This window comes from Thalassospira profundimaris, assembly GCF_003326675.1.
Taxonomy (GTDB): Bacteria; Pseudomonadota; Alphaproteobacteria; order Rhodospirillales; family Thalassospiraceae; genus Thalassospira; species Thalassospira aquimaris.
In genome coordinates this window covers 50081-71707 of the sequence record NZ_JPWF01000009.1, presented here as the reverse complement: position 1 = coordinate 71707, position 21627 = coordinate 50081, and the positions used below count along the sequence as shown (strand labels likewise).

Annotated in this window: 23 protein-coding genes; 20 read left to right on the top strand and 3 right to left on the bottom strand. The window is 53.6% G+C overall.

What is annotated here, in order from left to right; genetic code table 11:
- Positions 1-98: 98 nt before the first annotated feature.
- Entirely contained in the window at positions 99-1598 is a 1500-nt protein-coding gene (locus TH19_RS14125) for a CoA-acylating methylmalonate-semialdehyde dehydrogenase (RefSeq protein WP_114103007.1), read from the bottom strand.
- A gap of 152 nt (positions 1599-1750) precedes the next feature.
- Between TH19_RS14125 and TH19_RS14120 the strand changes: the two genes are divergently transcribed.
- Complete coding sequence (locus TH19_RS14120; protein ID WP_114103006.1) at positions 1751-2638, top strand: LysR family transcriptional regulator; 888 nt, start codon at positions 1751-1753, stop codon at positions 2636-2638.
- A gap of 93 nt (positions 2639-2731) precedes the next feature.
- Entirely contained in the window at positions 2732-2938 is a 207-nt protein-coding gene (locus TH19_RS14115; protein ID WP_147250770.1) for a hypothetical protein, read from the top strand.
- Between the two features lie 211 nt (positions 2939-3149).
- Here TH19_RS14115 and TH19_RS14110 read toward each other — a convergent pair whose 3' ends face one another.
- Complete coding sequence (locus TH19_RS14110) at positions 3150-3554, bottom strand: DUF2218 domain-containing protein (RefSeq protein WP_181846426.1); 405 nt, start codon at positions 3552-3554, stop codon at positions 3150-3152.
- A gap of 452 nt (positions 3555-4006) precedes the next feature.
- Positions 4007-4432: a 4'-phosphopantetheinyl transferase family protein gene (locus tag TH19_RS14105; RefSeq protein WP_147250769.1), complete on the bottom strand. Its 426-nt coding sequence runs from the start codon at positions 4430-4432 to the stop codon at positions 4007-4009.
- Between the two features lie 270 nt (positions 4433-4702).
- On the opposite strand from TH19_RS14105, the gene TH19_RS14100 reads away from it, so the two are divergent.
- From TH19_RS14100 to TH19_RS14015, 18 genes are read left to right on the top strand one after another with little or no spacing between them, the layout of a single operon-like run.
- Positions 4703-5101, top strand: a complete 399-nt coding sequence (locus tag TH19_RS14100; protein ID WP_147250768.1) for a hypothetical protein — start codon at positions 4703-4705, stop codon at positions 5099-5101.
- Positions 5102-5109: 8 nt separating this feature from the next.
- Positions 5110-5877: a beta-ketoacyl synthase chain length factor gene (locus tag TH19_RS14095; RefSeq protein WP_114103001.1), complete on the top strand. Its 768-nt coding sequence runs from the start codon at positions 5110-5112 to the stop codon at positions 5875-5877.
- Positions 5870-6709 carry a lysophospholipid acyltransferase family protein gene (locus tag TH19_RS14090; RefSeq protein ID WP_114103000.1) on the top strand — a complete coding sequence of 280 codons (840 nt, stop codon included), beginning with the start codon at positions 5870-5872 and terminating at the stop codon, positions 6707-6709. Before TH19_RS14095 ends, TH19_RS14090 begins: the two co-directional genes overlap by 8 nt.
- Complete coding sequence (locus TH19_RS14085) at positions 6684-6944, top strand: phosphopantetheine-binding protein (protein ID WP_114102999.1); 261 nt, start codon at positions 6684-6686, stop codon at positions 6942-6944. The genes TH19_RS14090 and TH19_RS14085 overlap by 26 nt, the downstream gene beginning before the upstream one ends.
- Positions 6945-6946: 2 nt before the next feature.
- Positions 6947-7195: an acyl carrier protein gene (locus TH19_RS14080; protein ID WP_114098135.1), complete on the top strand. Its 249-nt coding sequence runs from the start codon at positions 6947-6949 to the stop codon at positions 7193-7195.
- Positions 7176-7781 carry a COG4648 family protein gene (locus TH19_RS14075; protein WP_114102998.1) on the top strand — a complete coding sequence of 202 codons (606 nt, stop codon included), beginning with the start codon at positions 7176-7178 and terminating at the stop codon, positions 7779-7781. Before TH19_RS14080 ends, TH19_RS14075 begins: the two co-directional genes overlap by 20 nt.
- Positions 7778-9487, top strand: coding sequence for an ApeI family dehydratase (locus TH19_RS14070; protein ID WP_114102997.1), 1710 nt, complete (start codon positions 7778-7780; stop codon positions 9485-9487). Before TH19_RS14075 ends, TH19_RS14070 begins: the two co-directional genes overlap by 4 nt.
- Complete coding sequence (locus TH19_RS14065) at positions 9484-11184, top strand: glycosyltransferase family 2 protein (protein WP_114102996.1); 1701 nt, start codon at positions 9484-9486, stop codon at positions 11182-11184. Before TH19_RS14070 ends, TH19_RS14065 begins: the two co-directional genes overlap by 4 nt.
- Positions 11174-12733, top strand: a complete 1560-nt coding sequence (locus tag TH19_RS14060; RefSeq protein ID WP_114102995.1) for an HAL/PAL/TAL family ammonia-lyase — start codon at positions 11174-11176, stop codon at positions 12731-12733. Before TH19_RS14065 ends, TH19_RS14060 begins: the two co-directional genes overlap by 11 nt.
- Entirely contained in the window at positions 12730-13137 is a 408-nt protein-coding gene (locus tag TH19_RS14055; RefSeq protein ID WP_114102994.1) for an acyl-CoA thioesterase, read from the top strand. Before TH19_RS14060 ends, TH19_RS14055 begins: the two co-directional genes overlap by 4 nt.
- Complete coding sequence (locus TH19_RS14050) at positions 13134-13802, top strand: LolA family protein (protein ID WP_114102993.1); 669 nt, start codon at positions 13134-13136, stop codon at positions 13800-13802. Before TH19_RS14055 ends, TH19_RS14050 begins: the two co-directional genes overlap by 4 nt.
- Entirely contained in the window at positions 13802-16114 is a 2313-nt protein-coding gene (locus tag TH19_RS14045; RefSeq protein WP_114102992.1) for an MMPL family transporter, read from the top strand. Before TH19_RS14050 ends, TH19_RS14045 begins: the two co-directional genes overlap by 1 nt.
- A gap of 18 nt (positions 16115-16132) precedes the next feature.
- The gene (locus tag TH19_RS14040) at positions 16133-17362 is read left to right on the top strand and encodes an NAD(P)/FAD-dependent oxidoreductase (protein ID WP_114102991.1); all 1230 of its coding nucleotides are present in this window, start codon (positions 16133-16135) and stop codon (positions 17360-17362) included.
- A gap of 35 nt (positions 17363-17397) precedes the next feature.
- On the top strand, positions 17398-17982 hold the full coding sequence (locus tag TH19_RS14035) for a DUF3261 domain-containing protein (protein WP_181846424.1): 585 nt from the start codon (positions 17398-17400) through the stop codon (positions 17980-17982).
- Between the two features lie 2 nt (positions 17983-17984).
- Positions 17985-19205, top strand: coding sequence for a beta-ketoacyl-ACP synthase (locus TH19_RS14030; protein ID WP_114103121.1), 1221 nt, complete (start codon positions 17985-17987; stop codon positions 19203-19205).
- Positions 19202-19675, top strand: a complete 474-nt coding sequence (locus tag TH19_RS14025; RefSeq protein WP_114102989.1) for a hotdog family protein — start codon at positions 19202-19204, stop codon at positions 19673-19675. Before TH19_RS14030 ends, TH19_RS14025 begins: the two co-directional genes overlap by 4 nt.
- Complete coding sequence (fabG, locus tag TH19_RS14020) at positions 19672-20397, top strand: 3-oxoacyl-ACP reductase FabG (protein ID WP_114102988.1); 726 nt, start codon at positions 19672-19674, stop codon at positions 20395-20397. The genes TH19_RS14025 and fabG overlap by 4 nt, the downstream gene beginning before the upstream one ends.
- Positions 20394-21623 carry a beta-ketoacyl-ACP synthase gene (locus tag TH19_RS14015; RefSeq protein ID WP_114102987.1) on the top strand — a complete coding sequence of 410 codons (1230 nt, stop codon included), beginning with the start codon at positions 20394-20396 and terminating at the stop codon, positions 21621-21623. Before fabG ends, TH19_RS14015 begins: the two co-directional genes overlap by 4 nt.
- Positions 21624-21627 lie beyond the last annotated feature (4 nt).

The following is a 21627-nucleotide window of genomic DNA, read 5'->3' as shown; positions in this document are numbered from 1 at the left end:
GCTCACCCTGTGAGATATGGCTCCCCGTATTTCACATAAACTAAAGGCGCGCAAAGTACCCCCTTGCGCGCCTTTCTTTTTTGCCAGAAGGGCAAATGTTATTTCATGGTCGGCATGACGAATTCCGCACCCTTGCGAATGCCCGTCGGCCAACGCGAGGTGATGGTTTTCAGTTTGGTGTAGAAACGCACACCTTCCGGGCCATGCATGTGGTGATCACCAAACAGCGATGCTTTCCAGCCACCAAACGAATGGAAGGCCATCGGAACCGGGATCGGAACGTTGATGCCGACCATGCCGGTCTGGGTGCGTGCAGCAAATTCACGTGCCGTATCGCCATCACGGGTAAAGATCGCAGTACCGTTGCCATATTCGTGGCTATCGACAAGGTTTGCAGCGGTTTCATAATCATCAGTGCGCACCACCGACAGAACCGGGCCAAAGATTTCTTCCTTGTAGATGGTCATATCCGGGGTCACGCCATCAAACAGGGTGCCACCGACAAAGTAGCCATCCTCATAGCCCTGAAGCTTGATGTCGCGGCCATCGACGACCAGCTTTGCGCCTTCTTCGACACCCTTGTTGATATAACCAACAACCTTGTCACGATGGGCCGCCGTTACCAGCGGGCCCATTTCAGCCGCCGGATCGGTGCCCGGTGCAACGCGCAGTTCGTTGATGCGCGGAACCAGCTTTTCAATCAGGGTATCTGCGGTCGCCAGACCAACCGGCACAGCAACCGAAATTGCCATGCAACGTTCGCCAGCCGAACCGTATGCCGCGCCCATCAGGGCATCGACAGCCTGATCCATGTCGGCGTCCGGCATAATGATCATGTGGTTTTTCGCACCACCCAGCGCCTGGCAACGTTTGCCCTGCGCAGTTGCGGTTTCATAGATGTATTTGGCGATCGGGGTCGAGCCGACAAAGCTGATCGCGGTAACGTCCGCATCAAACAGAAGCGCGTCAACGGCTTCCTTGTCGCCCTGAACAACGTTGAATACGCCATCGGGAAGCCCCGCCTCGGTCAGCCATTCCGCGAGAAGCAGCGATGCAGACGGATCGCGCTCGGACGGTTTGAGGATAAAGCAGTTGCCACATGCAAGGGCAACCGGGAACATCCACATCGGCACCATGGCCGGGAAGTTGAACGGCGTGATACCGGCAACAATACCAAGCGGCTGACGCACCGAATGGCTGTCGACCTTGGTTCCGACATTCTCGGTGAACTCACCCTTGAGCAATTGCGGCGCACCGGTTGCAAATTCGACAACCTCGATACCGCGGGTGACTTCGCCCAGCGCGTCGGAAAGAACCTTACCATGTTCGGCAGTGATTGCCGCAGCCAGTTCTTCGGAACGCTCTTCGAGAATGCCAAGGAATTTGTTGAGGATACGCGAACGGCGAAGCGGTGTGGTATTGGCCCACTCATCGCGAACAGCAGCAGCCGATTCAACAGCAGCACGCACTTCGGCCTTGGACGCAAGATCGACCGTGCCGCTCTGCGCGCCCGTGGCCGGATTGAAAACAGCGGCAGAACGACCGGACGTACCGGCGACGCGCTTGCCATTGATGTAATGGGTGATCTGGGTCGACATGGGGTTCCTCCCGACTAAACCTGATTTCGGATTGCCTGATTTCATGATCGGCAAAGTAGGCCCATTATGACTATGCACTGCGATGCACATCAATTATCATTCCTGCAAATTCGATGTGCAAAAATTAAAGTCATCAAAGGTCATCTACTGCCATGGATTGGGATCGTTTCCGTATCTTCCTTGCTGTTGCCAGACAGGGGCAGATTCTTGCCGCCGCGCGCCAGCTTGGCCTTAACCATGCGACAGTTGGTCGCCAGCTCACCGCACTTGAACAGGAACTGGGCACCAAACTGATTGACCGGCGCACCACCGGGTCGGAACTGACCAAGGCAGGACGGGAATTGATGGCGGCGGCAGAGGCCGCTGAATCTGCATTTCTGCGTGCCGGAACCGCCGTATCCAACCAGTCTGAAATCATCAGTGGCACGGTACGCGTTGGCGTCCCCGATGGATTGGGGAATTATTTTTTGGCAAGTGAGTTGGCTTACTTTGCGGCACAAAACCCTGATCTGGTGATCCAGATTGTGCCGCTTCCACGGACATTTTCCCTGTCACAGCGCGAAGCCGACATTGCGATCACCCTTGATCGCCCGAAACAGGGGCGTCTGGTGATCAAGAAACTGACCGACTATACGCTAAGTGTCTATGCCAGCCGCGATTATATAGAACGCTATGGGGATGTAAGGACCGAAGCAGATCTGTCAGACCGGTTATTTGTCACCCATATCGAAGACCTGATCTATAGCCGCGCGCTTGATTATGCCGCCCGCCTTGGCAAACTGATGAAGCGCCGATTTGAATGCGGCAGCGTGGTTGCCCAGATGGAGGCCGTTCGCCACGGCCATGGCATCGGTATCCTGCATGATTACGCCACCCAGGGCGAACCGGACCTTGTCCGCCTGCTACCTGAAATCCGTTTTACCCGCAATTACTGGATGCTTCAGCACCCCGACACCAAGGATACAAGGAGTGTCGCGGCAGTTGCCGATTACATTACCCGCGTGGTCCGCGGGGCGCGGGATCAATTTGTTGCAATGTGAAGAAGCCGCGAAACTGCACGGCCATATGACGCCCTCTCCTAAATAAGAACGGAACAGATCACGTTCCCTTGACCTTCTATGGAGATAATAAATATGACGTCAGAAAACCGCCTTAAACAGATCATCGACCGCCTGCACGATCAGGAATTCAAGATGATATGCGCTCTTCGGTTTCTCAACCTGATCAATCTATGCAATCTCAGCCGACATAGCGAACTCCGCAAACGCGAAGAGAAGAAGCTTGCAGATGCCGCATCCATGATCGAACACCTAAGAGCAGAGCTTTACCGCTACGGTTAACCGTTTGGGTCAGCCCCAGGGCGATCAAGAACCAGTATGCCCAGCCGAAACCGGTCGCCGCCAGAGACAAAACCCAAACCGCGAACAGGTTACCTTTCCCAGAACGACATCAGGCACAAAGACCATCTCGTCTTTGTGCCTGTATGGGTGCGCAACGCGCAGGGGGCGAATGGTCCAAACAACCATCAACCCGAAAATTAATGACCAACGGTCAATGTTTACGCCAGTCAAATTCGATCACTTGGTGATCAGACAGGCTCCGCAATTTTTCTTCGACATAACCGCGGATCTGATCAAGTCCCTCGCCGTCCGATGCCGACATCGCAACGGTCAGGAATGACGAGCTGGCAGAGATTTCGCAAACCCCGTCCTCAAAGGCCAGAAGACCCTTGTTTGCATCACGCAGTTCACCGTGAACCGGTTCCTGCACAGTACCGAGAACACCTTGAAGGTAGCTGGGGGCATTGCGTACATAGATATCCGCAAAACAATAATTGGCGTCCATATCCCGATCCAATTCCATATCTGGATGGTTTGTCATTTCTGATGATGATACCGATGCCTCATCACCTTTATCTTCCCCGATATCCTGTGCTTTGATAATCCGGTCAGACATCCACAAACCCATTTTTCCAATGGTGCCAGAAATGCACCAGACGATTCCCCATTACCCCTATCGCATGCATAGCACAGAACAGTTGCAAGCGACAATAGTGACCATTGGTCACTTAAATGTGAGCTGTACTGGAAAGCACACATTTTCTAAAGCGGAAAATGTCTCAAATTCCGAAGAACGCAACCCGTCAGCCCATTTTTTTTTGAGAAAATCAAAACAACCAGCTTGCCAAACCATAGAACGCCGCGGGAAATTCGAGATAAATCTTTTAAATACAATACCTTAACACCATAACTCGACCAAATGCCGGCACAAAGCGAACCGATCACTAAATGACCGAAAAGATGGCCTAAATCAGCCCCTTCTCAAGAGCCGCCAGAACTGAGGAAGATTTTTTTTTTGCAAATCGGGCAGACTCGGCCATGTGAACGATATCACGCCCACCCCCGACCTTAGCCACTGCAAACAACCAGTTTTCCGGTGAAATCAGCAGGGACATCCAGCAAAATCTCTGCCAGCGGGCTCAGGTGTTTTTGCTGATCAGGATCAAGAACACCTGTTGCCTTGAAAAGTGCTTCGTACTGGCACCAGCCTTCGTAAAACCCATGCACATCAATTGATGCTGACATATCGATCTGCGCAGCCAGCTCGGCGATGGGCCGTTGCAGATCAATATATTCGATATCAATTCCAACCGTCAGATCAGGGCGCGTCGCCAAGGCCACAGCAACAACATTCCGAGAATGACTGATTGAGGCTGCCAAAGACTGATCGCCAAGCGTCACCCATGGGCGGCCATTCTGATCCTTGGTGACCATCCCTTCCCGCCCTTCAAAAATCATCTTGGCGAGCCCGGAAAGAATATCATGCGCTGCCACCGACATTTCCTGACGGGGAGGCCTTCGCATGTCTTGATATTCTTTAAGGACATGCACAACACCAAACACCGTCCTATCGCAATAGACCGACGGTTCGATTGGCCCTGCCCGACGCATCCTGAAAGTGGTACTTGTCCCCACCAGCTCAATCCACTATTGCTGAAATCTGGTCACATGAGCACGGTCGAATTCATAAAAATCACATTCTTCGGCCGACAATCAACGCGATCAATTGAATTCGTTTTCACCAAAGAATCAAGGCAGATCAATATGCGTAGCTTGAAACTTGCAGCAGTTGCCATCGTCCTCGTCGCACTTGGCGCTTGTAATGCAACCGTTCAGAATTTCTCGAACCAGCCTTTCCCAAGCGATGTTGAGAAACTCAGCATGAAGGAAATCGAAGCAACCATCATTGATGCTGCGTCCGCACGCGAGTGGATCGTTCAGCGCGAAGGCGAAGGCCAGTTGAAGGCAACTTATGCCCCGCGCTCCCACAGTGCGGAAGTCATGATCGCCTTTGATCAAAAGAAGTATTCGATCATCTACGCCGATAGCACCAATCTTGGTTATAATGGCACTCAGATCCATCGGAACTATAACCGTTGGGTAAATAATCTGAGACAGGATATCCTGCGTGCGGTTTCAGCCCGTGCCGCACTTGCCAACTAGGATTTAAGATGACGTTGCTTTGCGCCCGCATGCCCGGATGGGCTTTTTGGGAACATACCGATGGTCAGTCCTCACTGACGATAAAGCGCAACGCAGATGCCCAGATTGCGACTGAAATATCGGATCCGGCCAAACTGGCGCAAAGCATAAAACCGGCCTGGCGGCGGCGACTTGACCTTTTTGGTCGTGCTGCCGCCGAGGTTCTGACCCACGCCCTTGACGGGGCAGATAACCCGCGCATCGTGTTTTGTTCACAACACGGCAATATCGAACGCACGGTCAAATTGCTTCATCAAGTCGCGACAGACGATGCCTTGTCGCCCGCTGATTTCAGCATGTCGGTTCACAACGCCTTTATCGGTGTTGCATCGATCAACTGGTCAATCACCGAAAGCCACACGGCAATTTCCGCGGGAAATGACAGCCTTGTTTCCGCCTTGACTGAAACGCTGGCACAACTGGCAACCGACCCGCGGCCGGTGATTTTGTGTTTTGTTGATCTTCCCCTGCCCGAAATTTATCGAGATCACGTCAAACAATCAGACGTCGGAATGGCGCTTGCCATTCGCTTTGAAGCGGCGACGGACAAAAATCCGGGTATGGAACCTGTGTTCACGTTCGCGGACATGACTGCCGAAGATCGCCAGAAAACGTCAACGGCAACGACCACACCATTTGATCAGGCAAAGGCACTGGTTGCGTTCCTGACATCGCCATCAACGCAAATCAATATGACCGGTAAAACAACCGGCTGGGTACTTTCGCGACATGACTGAACAGACTTTGGCCCCGACACCATCCCGCCCGGAACCGGTTCACGGACTGAACTGGTATTGGCGTTTATTTGCCACCGGATTTGCCTTTTGCAGCTTTGGCCTTGGTGGCCTGTTCATGGCATTGACGATTTTTCCGGCCATGATGGTGATCCTGCGCAATCGCAGCAAACGCCGCCAATATGCCCAGTTTGTGATTTGCCGGGGGTTTCGGCTTTTTGCATGGATGCTTGATGTTACCGGGGTTGCGGGCGTACAGGCCTTTAACCTTGAACGGTTACACAATGCGCGGGGCACCTTGATCATCGCCAATCATCCGACACTTCTTGATGTCGTGATGATCCTGTCGCGGATGGATCGATGCCAGTGCGTGGTCAAGCACGAACTGTTTCGCAATCCGTTCCTGTTTGGTGTTGTGCGTGCGGCGGGCTTTATTCGCAATGATGACAACCCGGAAAACCTGATCACGCAGGCGCGTCATCATCTGGCAGCCGGTGCAAACATCATGATTTTTCCCGAAGGCACACGAACCCCGCCAAACCACAAGTTAGGAAAGCTTCAGCGCGGGGCCGCAAACATTGCGATAGAGACACAAGCCGACTTGATTCCTGTGGTTGTACATTGTAATCACGACACCTTGAAAAAAGGGGTCCCGTGGTATCGAATTCCGCCGTCAAAAATCCAATACCGGCTGGAAGTTGATCCACCAATAATATTTAGCGATATTCATGATTCCGAGTTGCCACGTGCCAAACAATCACGTGCGTTGACCCGGCTTATCAAAGAATACTTCTTGAGCAGATTGAAATATGACTTCGCTGGAAACAGAACTTAAAGCCTTCATCATCGAGACCCTTAATCTCGAAGATGTGCAGGTCGAAGACATCGACAGCGCCGAAGCCCTGTTTGTGGATGGCTTGGGCCTTGATTCGATTGATGCGCTTGAACTCGGGGTTGCGCTTCAGAAAAAGTATGATGTCCGCATCGATGCCAAAGATGAAAACGTCAAAACGCATTTTGCGTCCGTACAGAATCTGGCGAAATTCATTCAGGCTGAGAAAGGTTCGTGAACATGCATAGTCGCGACGAAGTCTATAACCAGTTGCAACACTATCTGGTCGAACTGTTTGAAGTTCCGGCCGAAGATATCACGCCTGACGCCCGCCTGATGGAAGACCTTGATCTTGACAGCATCGATGCCGTCGACCTGATCGTGAAGTTCCAGGAACTTACCGGCAAAAAGATTCCCGCCACTGAATTCAAATCGGTCAGAACCGTCGATGACGTGGTCGAGAAGATTCATGACCTGGTCAGCTCCTAATCGCGTTATTGCCATTCTGCTTGCGATACTGGGCGCTGCTTATCCGGTACTGGTCTATTTCGGGCTTTCGATCTTTTCGCCGCGTCTGATTCTTGTTTTGCTGATTGTCGCCGTGCTTGTGCGTGCGGGCCTGTTTCTGGGCAACGGTAAACGTGCGCAAGCTGCAAGTTTTCTGTTCATCGCCATTATTCTTGCCTCTGCAGGTATCGCCAGCGAACTGGTTGCGATCCGGTTTTACCCGGTCATTGTCAGCGCCACACTTGCGACCCTGTTTGGCTTATCCCTTGTTTCGGGCATGCCGATGATCGAACGGTTTGCGCGTTTGCGATCGGGTGAACTTGATGCCTATGCCATTGGCTATACCCGCAAACTGACCGGCATATGGGTTGGCTTTTTCATCGCGAACGGCTGTATCGCGGCATGGACGGCCCTTTTTGCCAGCATTGAAACATGGACGCTTTATAACGGCTTGCTATCCTATGTTCTGATTGGTGTTCTGTTCGTGGGGGAATGGCCGGTAAGACGCATTTTGCGAGCACGCCATGATCGCAAATCATCCGAAGCCCCCCGTCAGGAGAACGCATGAGCGTTTTTTTCTCAAACCTCAATGCCCCCACAAATCAAGAAACACCTCTGTTTTTTGAAAATGAAAAGGTGATTGATGTTGCTCGCGTTCAGACCGATATCGGCAAGCTTTCCTCGATGCTTGATGCGGGATCACGGATTTCGATCTATTGCCAATCCACACGCCTGTTTATGATTGCTTTGGCCGCTGTCTGGCGATCGGGTTCCAGCGCGATCCTGCCCGCAACCGACAGGGCCGGCTATCTCGATGAAATCGGGCAACAGTTCGACTGCCATCTTGATGACGCCAGAATTATCGAGCTTCTGGGGAATGCGGACGAAAACGCATTGAACCATGATCAGAGTGACCAGATACCGGATGCCGCATCCTGCGCAGCCATCTTTTTCACGTCGGGTTCAAGCGGCGCCCCCAAGCCGATCACCAAAACTCTTGCCCAGATCGAGGACGAAATTGCGACCCAGTCCCCACTGTGGGGCCCGCTTCTGAAAGAGGGGGCCCGGATCATCGGACTTGTGTCGCATCAACATATTTACGGGCTGATTTTCCGGGTGATCTGGCCGGTCATGAACCGGCAAATTACCCGTGCGGAACCCGCACCGTTCTGGGACATGGTTCTTTCCGAACTGCGTGATGGCGATATGCTGGTTACAAGCCCGGCACAGCTTAAAAACCTTCACCCCGATCTGATCCATGCACCGCGTCCGGCCATTATCCTGAGTTCGGGGGGGCCACTGGATTTGCCAACCGCCAAGACCGTTACAAAGGCCCTTGGTGTCTGCCCGACCGAAATTTATGGCAGCACGGAAACAGGCGGGATTGCCTGGCGCCAGCAGCATGATGAAAACACCCCGTGGAAACCGCTTCCTGGGTTGGAAGCCGGTTTGAACGAGGATGGATGTTTACGTGTCCGTGCCCGCCATGTCGCCGGAGATGACTGGTATCAAACACAGGATCGCGCCATCATTCACACCGATGACAGCTTTGTCCTTAAGGGACGGGCCGATCGTGTTGTTAAGATCGAAGGCAAGCGGGTTTCCCTTGTCGCGGTTGAAGAACATCTGCGTCAAAGCGAGTTGATTGAAGATGCGGTTGCACTTTTGGCGCAGGATAACGACCAGCGACTGGCCGTTGTTGCGGTTCTGACCCTGAAAGGTCAGGCCGAACTCGACAAACGCGGGCGTTTCCGCATGGGGCGCCTTTTGCGCCGCGACCTTGCACGGTTTGAAGATGACGCCGCATTGCCACAACGCTGGCGGTTTGTTGAGGCCCTTCCCACCGATAGTCAGGGCAAAAAGCCCCTGCATCTGTTGCGCGCCCTTTTTGCTGATACCGGCAACGAATTGCCAACCGTTTCGGCACAAACGCGCGATGGCAACTCTGTTTCAATGACATTGAAACTCAATGCTGACATGACCTGCTTTAAGGGGCATTTCCCCGGACAACCGATCCTGCCCGGGGTCATTCAACTTCATTGGGCAGCCCTTTTCGGGGCATCGGCATTTGGATCATCGCGCAAGGTCTGCGAAGTCAGTCAGCTTAAATTCCGCAAACCGATTACCCCCGCCGATATCATCACTCTTGAAATTGAATATGACCCATCCGTTCCGCGTTTGAAGTTCCGCTATCAATCCGATGGCGCTGATCTGCACAGTTCAGGAACACTGAAATTGCAGCCGCAAGACATTGCGCAGGATGACGTCGCGTGAAGATTTGTACGCTGATCCCGACCCACAATCATCATGCGGTTCTGGCCGATGTTGTTGCATCGATCCGTGCCCGCGGGCTTTGCGTCTTTATTGTCGATGACGGATCAAATGCGCAAACCCGACAGGTTGTTGCAAGCCTGCACGATCCTGAAAATGGGGTGATTTGTCATCATCTGCCACAAAATGGCGGCAAGGGTGTTGCGGTTATGGCCGGCATGGAAATTGCCCACAAGGCCGGTTTCAGCCACGCCATCCAGATTGATGCTGATGGTCAGCATGACCTTGATCGCATCCCGGAAATGCTGGCAGCAGCACAAAGCAACCCGGATGCCCTTGTAACCGGCCTTCCGATTTATGATGACAGCATCCCGACTGGACGCAAGATTGGCCGCTGGGTCACACATGTCTGGGTGTGGATCGAAACATTGTCATTTGCCATCCGTGACAGCATGTGCGGATTTCGCGTCTATCCGGTTAAGCCTTGCCTTGCCGTCTGGCGCGAAGAAGGTCTTGGCAAAAAAATGGATTTTGATACCGAACTGATGGTCCGCCTGTTTTGGCGCGGGGTTCCGGTGATCCATATCCCGACCAGGGTCACCTATCCCGAAGGCAACATATCGAACTTCCGCATGTGGAAGGACAATGTCCTGATCAGTTGGATGCACACCCGACTTGTCTTCGGGATGATCTGGCGGTTGGCTGGCTTTATCCTGCGGGGCGGTCGATTTGCCCGACCACCGCAACCAACAGCCGATACGGCGCAATCCGAACATTGGGCCGAGATTGATGAACGCGGCATCTATTTCGGAATGCGGTTTCTTGGTCTGGTTTATCGATATTGCGGTCGCCATTTTTGTCTGGCGATCATGTTGCCGATCATTTTCTATTTTTATCTGACCGGACATAACGCCCGGAGGGCATCGCATGATTTTCTGACCCGTGCCCGAAAGGCCGGGGCAGATATCGCACCCACACGCCTTAATGTTTTTCGCCATTTTGTGCGGTTCGGCGAAAGCGCGCTTGATAAGATCGCAGCCTGGAGTGGCAAGTTATCCCAGAAAAACCTTGCGCTTCCTGATGATGCGACAAGTCTTTTTGACTATTTGCCACGCAATCAGGCGGTCGTTTTGCTGGTATCGCATTTCGGCAATATGGAGCTTGTCCGTGCCATCGCCAGCCGGGATCGCGATTTTCGCGTCAATGTATTGCTCCATCAAAAAAATGCCGCCCGGTTTGGACGTGTCCTTAAAAAATTCGCACCGGAAAGTCAGGTCGACCTGATTGAAGTCACCGATATCGGCCCGGATACTGCGATGATGCTTCGTGAACGGGTTGAGCGCGGCGAATGGGTGGTGATTGCAGCCGACCGGATTGCCATCGGGGCCCGCGATAAAACCGTTACCGTCCCGTTCCTTGGCGATGATGCGCAATTCCCGCAAGGGCCGTTTATCCTTGCCTATCTGCTGCAATGCCCGGTTTTCTCGGCCGCGGCATGGCGTTCGGGCAACAGTTTCCGCATCGCGTGGCACAAACTGGCAGATCAAATGATCCTGCCACGCGCCACCCGCGAACAGGCAATTACCGACTATGCCGGCGCATATGCGCAATGGCTTGAAAAGATTGTTGTTAATGAACCCCTGCAATGGTTCAATTTCTATGACTTCTGGGCGAAGAAAAAGGCAGATAATGACCAATAATCACATCAATATCATTTTCGGCGAGAACGATCTGACAATCGAAGATGTGATTGTCCTGTCCGAGCAACGCGCCCGACCTGTGCTGTCTGGTGATGCGGAATTCCGCAGCCGCATTCAAAATGGCGCGGATTTCCTTGATCGCGAGTTGCGGGAACATGGCCATATTTACGGTGTTACGACCGGCTACGGGGATTCAGTATCGCGCCGTGTACCGCCGGAACTGGTGGCCGAGCTGCCCTTGCATCTCAGCCGTTTTCACGGATGTGGTCTTGGCAATATCCTGTCCGCCGATCAGGCCCGCGCGGTTCTTGCCGTCCGCCTGGCATCTCTTTGCAGTGGCTATTCCGCGGTAAGTGTCGATCTGCTTGATCAACTGACTGCTCTTTTGGCCCATGACATTACGCCCCTGATCCCCGAAGAAGGATCGGTCGGTGCATCAGGCGATTTGACCCCGCTTTCCTATGTTGCCGCCGCCCTGATCGGGGAACGCGACGTTTTGTATCGCGGCACCCAAACCACGGCCAGGGATGCGCTTGATCAGGCGGGACTGGTTCCGCTTGTCCTGCGCCCCAAAGAGGCCCTTGCCATCATGAATGGTACGGCGGTCATGACCGCATTGATGTGTCAGGCTTTTGTCCGGGCGCAATATCTTTGCAAGCTGACCAGCCGCATCACCGCAATGGCAAGCATCGGCCTGCTTGGCAATCCGGCACATTTCGACAAACGGCTTTTTGCCGCCAAACCCCATCCCGGACAGGCGCAAATCGCGGCATGGATCGAAGGGGACCTTGGCCATCTTGGCGATGATTTCGAACCGGCCCGTTTGCAAGACCGCTATTCTTTGCGCTGTGCGCCGCATGTGATTGGCGTGCTGGCCGACATGATGCCGACTTTCCGTAAGACGCTGGAAATCGAACTCAATAGCGCCAATGACAATCCGTTGCTTGATGTAGGCGAGAACACCATTTTGCATGGTGGCCATTTTTATGGCGGGCACATCGCCTTTGTTGCCGATGGCATGAAAACACTGGTCGCCAATCTTGCCGATCTGATGGATCGGCAGATGGCGCTTCTGGTCGATACCAAGTTCAATCATGGTTTGCCGTCCAACCTTTCGGGATCGAATGCGGAACGGGCATCGATCAATCATGGCCTTAAAGCCGTACAGATCGGCGCATCGGCCTGGACGGCCGAGGCATTGAAACAAACCATGCCGGCCAGCGTCTTTTCGCGCTCCACCGAATGCCACAACCAGGACAAGGTCAGCATGGGCACGATTGCTGCGCGCGATTGCCTGCGTGTCCTGCAATTGACCGAACAGGTGGTTGCCGCCAACCTGATCGCAGCCCTTCAGGCCATCCGCCTGCGCGAAATATCGGGCGAGATCACGCAAAAGCAACTTGGTACCGATATGATCCGCTTTATCGACCAGTTAAAGCACGATATCGGCTTTATTGACGAAGACCAGCCGCTTGAAGCCACTTTGCGTTTGGTGATTTCCCGTATTCAGAGCCGCCACTGGACGCTTTATGACGGGGACATCGCATGATAGCCGCATCTGTCACCGAAACCATTCAGTTCTATCATCTGGATCCGATGAATGTGGTCTGGCATGGCAATTACGTGCAGTTCTTTGAAAATGCCCGCTGTGCGCTTCTGGATCAGATTGACTATAACTACCCGCAAATGGATCAAAGTGGTTACTTGTGGCCGGTGGTCGATATGCGGGTCAAATATGTGCGCCCATGCCGGTTCGGACAGGAAATTTGCATTACGGCGACGCTCAAGGAATATGAGAACCGCCTTAAAATCGATTACCTGATCACCGATGCCAAAACCGGCGAAAAGCTGACCAAGGGCTTTACCATTCAGGTTGCCGTTGAAAAGGCGACCGGCGAGATGTTGTTTGCCAGCCCGGAATGCCTGATCAGCAAGCTGGAACCCCTTAAATGATGCAGCTTCGTCACATCGCGCGACAGATATTCATGCCTGTTGCTGTCTTTGTCCTGACAGCGGCAATCCTGCCATTGTCATCGGCACGGGCCGATGATGTAGCGATATCTGCCCTGCAACCGATTGGCGCGGATGAATATCTGGGCGGGGAATTTCGCCTTGATAGGTATCTGAACGGGTTTGATCAGCCCCTTGTTTCAAGTGGTGCCTTTACCCTGTCCCCCAAAGACGGGCTGGTTTGGCAGAACAAGGAACCGTTTCCCGATACCACCATCATGACCGACCGCGGGATCATGCGTATGCTTGATGATGGCAGTCGCGAAGTGATCGCAAGCGGTGCACAGTTTCATCAATTCATTGCATTGATTTCTGCGGTTCTTGCCGGAAACTGGGATGCGCTTTCGGGGCATTTCACACTTTCTGAAATCCCCCCCGAAAACGCTGTATCCACGTCTTCATGGCAGGTGGAACTGACACCGCTTGCCAATCTTCCGATCGCTGGTCAGATCGCAAAAATCACCGCATCCGGGGATCAGTTTGTGGAACATGTGACGATTAAAAAGCCATCGGGCGACTATGATGAAATCACACTGCGCAATCAGGAAAATGCCCCGCTGCCTTTGCCCGATGACATTGCAGTCCTTTTGTCCGGTCAGGCGCAATAATGAAAATGCGCGCCGTCATATGGACAATGTGCCTGATCGCGATGGGGATCGTCACCATCTGGAAGATCAGCGCAAATCATAGCCGTATTGACGGTGATATCCTGTCCCTTATCGGGCAGGAAAGCAGTTCAAACACCAGCTCGGAACAGCTTTCCGATATTAATATTGTCCGCGATCTTTTGGCGCAGGATGCCAATCAGGCCATTATCATGCTGTCGCACAGCGAACGCGATGCGCTTGAAAACACAAGCCAGGAACTGGCCCAAAAGCTGCGCGCCATTGACGGCACCCAAAATGTCAGTCTTCCCGGTTTTGAAACCGGCGATGCCCAGCCGCTTTATGCGCTGTATCAAAAACACGCCTATGGGCTGTTGTCGCAAAAAGATCGCGATGCCCTGATCAAGGGCGATGGCAAACGACTGTTTCAACGCGCCTTACAGAACCTTTATTCACCATCATCTTTGATCAGCGCCCAGTCGCTTAAAAGTGATCCCTTTTCGCTTCTGCCGGACTTCCTGTCCGACCTTGGTGCTAAAATCGGACAATCTGGCTTGGTGATGGATGGCGAACAGTTTGCAACCCCGATCATCCTGACCCTTCCAAAGGATGTGCGTTCCAACGGACAGGACGCCAACTGGGTCAGTCAGGTTAATGACACCATCACCACCACGCTGACCGCCAATACCGGACTTCATATCGCCAAAACAGGCCAGATTTTCTTTGCGGTATCCGAGGCATCACACGCGCGCGACGATGTTCAGCGCATCGCGATCATCGCCACCACCGGCGTTGTCATTATGGTCATCGCCGTCTTTATGTCCGCCCTTCCACTGGTCGCAACGCTTTTGACCGTCGGAAGCGGATTGCTTGCCGGTATCACCGCCCTTGTTGTTGTCTTTGACAGCATCCATGCCATCGCACTGGTTTTTGGAGCCAGTCTGATCGGGATATCCATTGATTACGCGCTGCATTATCTGGTCCTGCCAAGTTCGACCGGAACTGCCAGCGCCCGACTGGCACAGATCAGGCCCGGATTGCGGCTGGGTCTTTTGACGACGGCTTGCGGATTTGCAGCCCTTGCCGTGACACCAACAATATTGCTTGCGCAGATTTCGCTTTATTCGATTGCCGGACTGATTGCTGCCTATGCCACGGTGGTTCTGATCCTGCCCGTTCTGCCATGCCGCGATGTCCGCAACCAGTCGCCGGTTCGGGTATTATATGAACGGATCAATCACGCCTTGCTGAAAGTCCGCATTGGTCCTGCACAGCGTTTGTCGATCCTTGCCGCTGCAATCCTTGGTCTGGTTGCTATGGCGGTTTACCTGCCCGCCAATGATGATATCGCAGCCCTTGGGCATGGCGATGCCGCCTTGATCAACGATGCCCGTATCATTGGTCAAACTCTGGGAATGGGGGGCAACCTGCAATTCATCCGTATTGATGGTGACAATGTTCAGGATCGCCTTGAAACAGCCGAGGCAGTGAGAACTGCACTGGAACCGTTCCTGCGTGATGGTGTTGTCGGCAGTTTGTTTGGATTGGCCGATGTCATTCCATCGATTAACCGTCAGCGCGAAAATCGTGATCTTGTGGCGTCAGAATTAGTCGATCCGTACGGCGCAAAATTGCAGGCTGCCCTGCCATTTAAAATCAGCACCGATGACACCCCGTCCGATTTCCTTGAACCAGATCAGGGCCTCCTTGCCAGCATTCCCGGTCTTGCGAATTTGCAACAGGGGGAAACTGACATTATGCGGATCAATGCCGTTCAAAACCCTGATGCCATCCGCAATGCGATTGCTGACATTCACTCTGCCCGTCTGATCAATCCGCGTGAAACGATCACAGCGCAATTCGGGCAGTATCGCAACTGGGCGGTCCTGGCACTTGCCGCATCCCTGATCGCGGCGGGTATCCTTGCCATCATCCGGTACGGAATACTGGGGGGATTAAGTGTTCTCGCCGCACCGCTGATCGCAATATTGCTGGCCGTTATCGGGGCATATGCCGTTGGTGTGACGGTCAATTTCTTTGCCGTGATGGCGCTGTTTCTGGTCTTTGCCATCGGGGCTGATTACGCGATTTTCACGGCGGAAAGCCAACATCATGGCCAACAGGATGAAACCCGCTTTGCAGTATTCCTGTCCTTGATCAGCAGCATTCTGGCATTCGGTCTTTTGGCGACAAGTTCCGTGCCGGTGGTCAATGCGATTGGCACCATCATTTCAATCGGTCTGACCTGTGCATGGGTTCTTTCCTATTGGATGGGTTCTGCACATGTGCCTGATCGCAATACAGACAACCGATAATCAAAGGGAAAAAAATAAATGCACGATTGCGATATTGCGATTATCGGTGCCGGACCAGCCGGGGCAGTTGCCGCCAAGTTCCTTCATGATGCCGGGCTTCAGGTGACGGTTCTTGAAGCACAGACCTTTCCGCGCTTTGTGATTGGTGAAAGTCTTCTGCCCAATTGCATGAATATTCTGGAACGCGCAGGCCTTCTTGACGCTGTCGAGCAGGCCGGTTTCCAGTTTAAAAATGGTGCTGTTTTTGAACGCGGCCCACAATATCAATCCATTGATTTCCGCAAGAATTTCGAAGAAGGCGGCTGGGGCACCACCTTTCAGGTGCAACGCGCGCGGTTTGACAAAATCCTCGCCGATCATACAAACAAGGCCGGGGTTGATATCCGCTTTGGACACAAGGTCACCCATGCCGACCTTCAGGACGGGAATTGCACCCTGACATTTGAAAATGATCAGGGGCAAACCGCACAGCTACGATCCGGCTTTGTCCTTGATGCCAGTGGTTATGGCCGCGTGTTACCGCGGATGCTTGGCATTGCGCGGTCCGATCATTCCGTCGAGAGACGCGCACTTTTCACCCATATGCAGGATCATATTTCCGATCCCGACTATGACCGGGAGAAAATCCTGATCACGGTGCATCCCGATCATCATGACATCTGGTACTGGCTGATCCCGTTTTCGGATGGCACCGCATCGGTTGGCGTCATCTTCCCGGATCAGGACCCGAAATGGGCGGGTATGGAAGAACAGGACATTTTTGACAAACTGATCAGCGACACCAGATTGGGCACCCTGCTTGCCAATGCGGAACCCATTCGTCCCCTTGGGGCCATCGCCGGATATTCGGCGCAATCCGATCAATTGTTCGGGGATGGTTATGCCTTGCTTGGCAATTCCGCCGGGTTCCTTGATCCGGTATTTTCATCGGGGGTCACCATTGCCCTGCAATCGGCCGAAATGGCGGCACGCGTTTTGATCGAACGCCATCGTGGCAACGCCATCGACTGGCAAAACGATTATGCTACCCCGCTTGAACAGGGCGTTGCAACGTTCCGTTCCTATGTCGATGCATGGTATGACAAGCGCCTGCAGACGATCATTTTCAATCAGCCGACCGACGACACTCAGGTCAAACGCATGGTTGTCTCTATCCTTGCCGGATATGCCTGGAACATGGACAATCCGCTTGTTAGTAAAACCGACCATTACCTTAAGATGTTGCACGACCTATGCGATCAGTCCTGACACTTTTGACCGCCGTGATGCTCGGTGCTTGCAGTATGCAACTTTCGACCGTTTCCAGTTTGGAAACGGCAAAACGTGATGCATATAATGTGATCGTGCTTGGTCAAGAAAACGGGATGTCCCTGACCCTGCCCGCCAATCCCTGGCAGGAAAGCACGGTCATTGACGTCACCCAGCAGGTCAAAGCCAAATGGAACGACCCGCGGGCCCAATCCGGTCAGGGTCACGCAACATTTATTGCCCGTATCGCAATTGATCCGGGCCATGTTAAAATTGCCGTGATTGATGATCTGGGACGGCGTGCGCTTGATATCGACTGGACAGAAAACGCCCTTGATATCACCACTGCCGACTGGGTTTCCGGGATGGTTGACGGACGTCGTTTACTTGCCGATATGGTGATGACCTATTGGCCACTTGGGGTGGTGCAAGTCGCCCTTGCACCCGGCCTGTCGATTGCAGAGACCGGTGACAAACGTGTCATTCGCAAACAAGGAAATGACATGGTTTTCATGCGCATCACCCGCCCGGAACAGGACCCCTGGCAGGGTATTTCCACCGTCCACAATACATCACTTGATTATGAACTGGGCATCAATTCAAAGCGTATGATGCCATGACCATGACGACAAAACCTGCATTCCTGTCTGCACTCGGTCTGGTTTCTGCACTGGGCACCGGGATCGCACAATCTGCCGAAACCCTGTTTGGGGACCGTCCGGCAGATATGTGCGCCCATGATGATTATCTGGTCGATCAAAGCACCATTTTGGGCACAGTAACAGCCCCCCTTGATCCGCTTCCCGATCATCTTGGTCATTATGACACACGGAACAACCGCCTTTTGTGGACAGCGGCCAATCAGATATCCGATGAAATTTCCGATGTTATCGCGACCTTTGGCAAGGACCGCGTCGCTGTCATTCTGGGCACCAGCACATCGGGGATCGAAGAAGGCACATCGGGATATCAGGACAAACTGACAAACGGTGCATGGCCAGACACATTTCGCTATGCCGATCAGGAAATCGGATCGCCTGCCGAGTTTCTGCGCGATGCCCTTGATCTGCAAAATCAGGCCTATGTCATTTCAACGGCCTGTTCATCAAGTGCCAAGGCATTTGCCGCCGCCCGACGCCTGATGCAGTTGGGCTTGTGTGACGCGGTGCTGGTTGGCGGGGTGGATAGTCTTTGCCGCCTGACAGTACGTGGTTTCCATTCTCTTAGTTCCGTTGCAACGGGCATCTGCAACCCGTTAAGCATCAACCGCGATGGCATCAATATCGGCGAAGCGGCAGCGTTATTTGTCATGCGCCCGGATCACGGCGAGATCAGTTTGATGGGGGTCGGCGAAACATCGGATGCCCATCACCCCAACGCGCCGCATCCTGATGGTATCGGGGCGGTTGCCGCCATGCGAAGTGCCCTTGAACAATCGGGTTTGCCATCCGATGCCATTGCCTATGTCAATTTACATGGCACGGCCACGCCACTGAATGACAGCATGGAAGCACGCGCCGTTGATACCGTGTTCAACCACCCGGTTGCGGTCAGTTCGACCAAGCCGATGACGGGTCATACACTTGGTGCCGCAGGCGCGATTGAAGCAGCAATTCTGTGGTTGTCCCTGCAAGATATCGGCAACGGTGCCCCGTTGCCCCGCCATATCTGGGACAGGGTTATCGACCCTGCAGTTCCTGATATCAATCTTGTGACAGAGACCGGACACCGGCTTGCACCGACCGATCAGGCCGCAATGATGAGCAATTCCTTTGCCTTTGGCGGAAGCAACGTATCAGTCATTCTTGGTCGGGGATTTAAGACGAAGGACGCGGCATCATGACCCAACCGATTTCCATGCCACCCGTTTCCGAACTGGTCCCGCACGCAGCCCCGATGTTGCTGATTGACGAAGTTTGTTCGGCCGATCCCCTGAACCTTCAGGCCCGTGTTGCGATCCGTAAAAACAGCATGTTTTATCAGGACGGTCTTGGAGTTCCGGCATATGTCGGTATCGAATATATCGCACAGGCCGTTGCCGCCTATAGCGGCTGGCGCGGCAAGCAGGAAGACCCGACCATGCCGCCCCGGATCGGTTATCTTTTGGGGACGCGCAAAATGACCCTGAATTGCGATGGATTTCAGGCTGGCGACTGCCTTGATGTCTTTGTAAAAAACATCTTCGAAGATGAACAAATGGGCGTTTTCGAAGGCGAAATCAGAAATGGTGAAACCGTTCTGGTTTCGGCACAGATCAATGTCTATCAACCCGCATCCGAAACCGGCGAACAACAAGAAACGGCAAAGCCATGACAGAAACCATACTGGTAACCGGCGCAAGCAAAGGCATCGGTGCCGCCACCGCAAGACGTCTTGCCCGTGACGGATTTGACATCATAGTCCATTACCATTCCGATCAGGCCGGTGCGCAAAAGGTTCTTGATGATGTCATCACCCTTGGACGTCAGGGGCGTCTGATCCGGTTTGATATCGGAGATCGTGATGGCACACGTGCGGCACTGGAAGAAGACATTGCACAACATGGTGCGCCCTATGGCGTGGTTCTGAATGCCGGTTTGACCCGCGACAACGCATTCCCTGCCCTTGAAGATGATGACTGGGACAGTGTTCTGCACACCAACCTTGACGGTTTCTACAATGTCCTGAAACCCGTGATCATGCCGATTATTCAGCGTCGCAAAGGCGGGCGCATTGTGGCCCTGACATCGATTGCCGGATTGGCCGGCAATCGCGGACAGGTCAATTATGCTGCGTCCAAGGCCGGGATTATCGGTGCGGTAAAGTCGCTGGCACTCGAACTTGCCAAACGCAAGATCACGGTCAATGCCGTGGCACCGGGTGTCATCGACACCCAAATGACCGAAGATTTGCCACAAGACGAGGTCAAAGCCATGATCCCGATGCGCCGTTACGGCACCTCTGATGAAATCGCCGCCGCCGTGGCGTTCCTGTGCAGTGCCGATGCATCCTATATCACCCGACAAGTCATCAGCGTGAACGGGGGGATGCTATGACCAGACGGGTTGTTGTCACCGGCATGGCCGGTATCACCGCATTGGGCGATGATTGGCAAACCATTTCCGCACGGATGAATGCCGGGGAAACCGGGATCAGGCGCATGGATGAATGGGACGGGAAATATGATCTTCGCACCCGCCTTGCCGGTCCGGTCGAGGATTTCAGTCTTAAAGGCAAGTTCAGCCGCAAACAGTTGCGCAGCATGGGTCGCGTCGCCCAGATGTCCGTTGCTGCGACGGACAAAGCCCTTGAAGTCGCAGGCCTGCGCGATGAAAAATCCATATTGCAGGGCGGCCGCCTTGGCATTGCCTATGGTTCTTCATTCGGAAGTACCCCGCCGGTACTTGGCTTTACCCGCCTGATGGAAACCGGCGACAGCAACGCGATTACCGCCACCAGCTATATCCAGATGATGAGCCACACCTCTGCGGTGAATATCGGGGTTCTGTACGGGATTTGCGGCCGTATCATACCAACCTCAACCGCCTGCACATCAGGAAGCATGGGCATCGGTTATGCCTATGAAGCGATCAAATACGGCATGCAGGATATCATGATTGCGGGCGGGGCCGAGGAACTCTGTCCCACCATGGTTGCGGTGTTCGATACCCTGTTTGCAACCAGTGACAATAACGATCACCCCGAAGTGACACCGCGCCCGTATGATCAGAACCGCGACGGTCTGGTGATTGGCGAAGGTGCCGGGACACTGATCCTTGAAGAATACGATCATGCCGTTGCACGCGGTGCGACCATCTTTGGCGAGATTGTCGGTTTTGCGTCGAACTCGGATGGCGCGCATATTACCCAGCCGCAAGCCGACAAGATGGAAATAGCCCTTCGCAAATCGCTTGAAGATGCCGGTTTGACGCCGTCGGACATTGATATTGTCAACGGGCATGGCACGGCCACCGATCATGGTGATCTTGCCGAAAGTAAAGCCACGCGGGCGGTGTTTGACCGCGCCATCCCGATCCATACCCTTAAGGGGCACTTTGGACACACCCTTGGCGCTTGTGGCGCAATCGAGGCCTGGCTCGGCCTTGAAATGATGCGCGAAGGATCATTTGTACCGACGGCAAATCTTGTCTCGCCCGACCCGGAATGCGCGGAACTTGATTATATCCGTGAAACACCGCGCCGCATTGATGCCCAATATTTGATGAGCAACAATTTCGCCTTTGGCGGCATCAACACATCGCTGATTTTTGCCAAAGTTTAAACGC

Bases quoted from the DNA above. Each gene is read 5' to 3' on its own strand.
- TH19_RS14125 (WP_114103007.1), bottom strand. From the start codon at position 1,598: ATGTCGACCCAGATCACCCATTACATCAATGGCAAGCGCGTCGCCGGT.
- TH19_RS14120 (WP_114103006.1), top strand. From the start codon at position 1,751: ATGGATTGGGATCGTTTCCGTATCTTCCTTGCTGTTGCCAGACAGGGG.
- TH19_RS14115 (WP_147250770.1), top strand. From the start codon at position 2,732: ATGACGTCAGAAAACCGCCTTAAACAGATCATCGACCGCCTGCACGAT.
- TH19_RS14110 (WP_181846426.1), bottom strand. From the start codon at position 3,554: ATGTCTGACCGGATTATCAAAGCACAGGATATCGGGGAAGATAAAGGT.
- TH19_RS14100 (WP_147250768.1), top strand. From the start codon at position 4,703: ATGCGTAGCTTGAAACTTGCAGCAGTTGCCATCGTCCTCGTCGCACTT.
- TH19_RS14095 (WP_114103001.1), top strand. From the start codon at position 5,110: ATGACGTTGCTTTGCGCCCGCATGCCCGGATGGGCTTTTTGGGAACAT.
- TH19_RS14090 (WP_114103000.1), top strand. From the start codon at position 5,870: ATGACTGAACAGACTTTGGCCCCGACACCATCCCGCCCGGAACCGGTT.
- TH19_RS14085 (WP_114102999.1), top strand. From the start codon at position 6,684: ATGACTTCGCTGGAAACAGAACTTAAAGCCTTCATCATCGAGACCCTT.
- TH19_RS14080 (WP_114098135.1), top strand. From the start codon at position 6,947: ATGCATAGTCGCGACGAAGTCTATAACCAGTTGCAACACTATCTGGTC.
- TH19_RS14075 (WP_114102998.1), top strand. From the start codon at position 7,176: ATGACCTGGTCAGCTCCTAATCGCGTTATTGCCATTCTGCTTGCGATA.
- TH19_RS14070 (WP_114102997.1), top strand. From the start codon at position 7,778: ATGAGCGTTTTTTTCTCAAACCTCAATGCCCCCACAAATCAAGAAACA.
- TH19_RS14060 (WP_114102995.1), top strand. From the start codon at position 11,174: ATGACCAATAATCACATCAATATCATTTTCGGCGAGAACGATCTGACA.
- TH19_RS14055 (WP_114102994.1), top strand. From the start codon at position 12,730: ATGATAGCCGCATCTGTCACCGAAACCATTCAGTTCTATCATCTGGAT.
- TH19_RS14050 (WP_114102993.1), top strand. From the start codon at position 13,134: ATGATGCAGCTTCGTCACATCGCGCGACAGATATTCATGCCTGTTGCT.
- TH19_RS14045 (WP_114102992.1), top strand. From the start codon at position 13,802: ATGAAAATGCGCGCCGTCATATGGACAATGTGCCTGATCGCGATGGGG.
- TH19_RS14040 (WP_114102991.1), top strand. From the start codon at position 16,133: ATGCACGATTGCGATATTGCGATTATCGGTGCCGGACCAGCCGGGGCA.
- TH19_RS14035 (WP_181846424.1), top strand. From the start codon at position 17,398: ATGCAACTTTCGACCGTTTCCAGTTTGGAAACGGCAAAACGTGATGCA.
- TH19_RS14030 (WP_114103121.1), top strand. From the start codon at position 17,985: ATGACGACAAAACCTGCATTCCTGTCTGCACTCGGTCTGGTTTCTGCA.
- TH19_RS14025 (WP_114102989.1), top strand. From the start codon at position 19,202: ATGACCCAACCGATTTCCATGCCACCCGTTTCCGAACTGGTCCCGCAC.
- fabG (WP_114102988.1), top strand. From the start codon at position 19,672: ATGACAGAAACCATACTGGTAACCGGCGCAAGCAAAGGCATCGGTGCC.
- TH19_RS14015 (WP_114102987.1), top strand. From the start codon at position 20,394: ATGACCAGACGGGTTGTTGTCACCGGCATGGCCGGTATCACCGCATTG.